We start from the raw sequence: 1,435 nt of genomic DNA on the forward strand, positions 1-1,435 counted from the left end.
TCGGTACAGCGCCTGTTCGCGGTCGGCACGGATCAGGTTCTGAGCCAGCATCAGGTAATTCAGATTCGCTTCGCGGATCTCGGCAAGGATTTGGTCGGCATTCATGGGGCGGCTCCGTGGGGGATGTCTGGTTCCCATTGTGATGAGCCGAACTGGACCTACAAATCGGTCCAAATCTGCCCGCGCTGTCTCTCTTGCGGGCCGATCCTGTCAGTGCAATTCCTACAGGAACGTCCAGAAAGTCACGCTCTACTGCGGCCGCTCCAGGGCGTAGGCCAGCCGCAGCTGCCGAGCCTCCTCGTCGCGGCCGGTGCCGTCGAACAGCAAAGCCAGGTTGTGTGCGGCGAGATGGCTGCCCCGCCCTGCCACGGCGCCAGGCAGCTCCGGGTGCTCGCCCAGCTCCAGGCAACGCAGCCAGGCCTGTTCGATCATCGGAATCAGACCGGGGGCCTGCTCGGGCGCATCGGCCGCGCAGTCGAGCAGCACATCGCCCAGCACGAAGAAGAAGTCCGGTGATTCGCCGCAGCGCTGCAATTGCAGCTCGGCCAGGTTCATCGCCTCGTCATGACGCTTGAGTTTTTTCAGCGCGAACAGGTGGCGTGCCATCAGGTCGGGCCACCAGCCCTGTTCTTGCGCCCCCGCCTGCTCTGCGGCTCGCGCAAACGCGGCGGCGGCGGCTTCGTACTCTTCATAGACATCGGCATCCTTGCCGAGCTGGTAGCTCAGGTAGGCGTCGTCAGGCGCTGCGGCCAGGGCCTGCTCCAGCAAGCGCCGGTTGCGGCCACGCTTGGCGGCGAGCCGCTCGGGCAGATAGCCGTCATGGCCGATGCGTATGGGCACGGGACGCACAGGCAATTCATGCTGCGGCTGTTCATGGATGGCACCGGCATAGCGCACAGCGCCTGGCAGGACGCGGCTCAAGCGGCCCTGCGAGGCGCGCAGCTCGCCATCGAAGAACTGGTCTTCCAGGGCGATGCTGCCAATGAAGTCCGACTTCATGTGGCGCAAGGCTTGAAGCGCCTCGCCGCCGTCGATCAGCCATTCGTCGGCGTCGAGCACCAGATGCCAGTCGGCGTTCGCCAACGCCAGCGCGCGGTTGCGGGCCGCCGAGAAATCATTGACCCAGGTGAAATGCTCGACCCGTGCGCCGCAAGCCGCGGCCAAGGCCGGCGTGTCATCGACCGAGCCGGTGTCCAGCACCAGCATCCGGTCGACCCAGGGCGCCACGCTACGCAAAAGCCGCTCGATGTGAGCGGCTTCGTCACGAGCGATGACGACCAGGCAGGTGCTGGACATCAGGGACTGCATCTCTTCAGTGCATCTGGATGGCGCCACTGGCGCGACCCTTGCCCGCGCGTGCCGGCGGGTTGCACAGACCGCACACATAGTGGCGTGCCACCTCGTGCGGATGCGTCACGAACTGCCCTGCGCACTT

3 protein-coding genes are annotated in these 1,435 nt (G+C 65.5%); all 3 read right to left on the reverse strand.

Annotated features, from left to right (window positions below):
• The coding region (locus tag V3596_RS21720) for a flagellar transcriptional regulator FlhD (RefSeq protein ID WP_334279923.1) at positions 1-105 on the reverse strand (105 nt) is incomplete at its 3' end.
• A gap of 144 nt (positions 106-249) precedes the next feature.
• A complete protein-coding gene (locus V3596_RS21725) occupies positions 250-1,296 on the reverse strand; it encodes a glycosyltransferase (RefSeq protein ID WP_334279922.1) in 1,047 nt (348 codons plus the stop codon).
• Between the two features lie 16 nt (positions 1,297-1,312).
• Positions 1,313-1,435: FlhC family transcriptional regulator (locus V3596_RS21730; RefSeq protein ID WP_334277377.1), on the reverse strand; the 123-nt coding region annotated here is incomplete at its 5' end.

The organism is Roseateles microcysteis, from assembly GCF_036880965.1.
Lineage (GTDB): Bacteria > Pseudomonadota > Gammaproteobacteria > Burkholderiales > Burkholderiaceae_C > JAUASW01.

Bases quoted from the DNA above. Each gene is read 5' to 3' on its own strand.
- V3596_RS21725 (WP_334279922.1), bottom strand. From the start codon at position 1,296: ATGTCCAGCACCTGCCTGGTCGTCATCGCTCGTGACGAAGCCGCTCAC.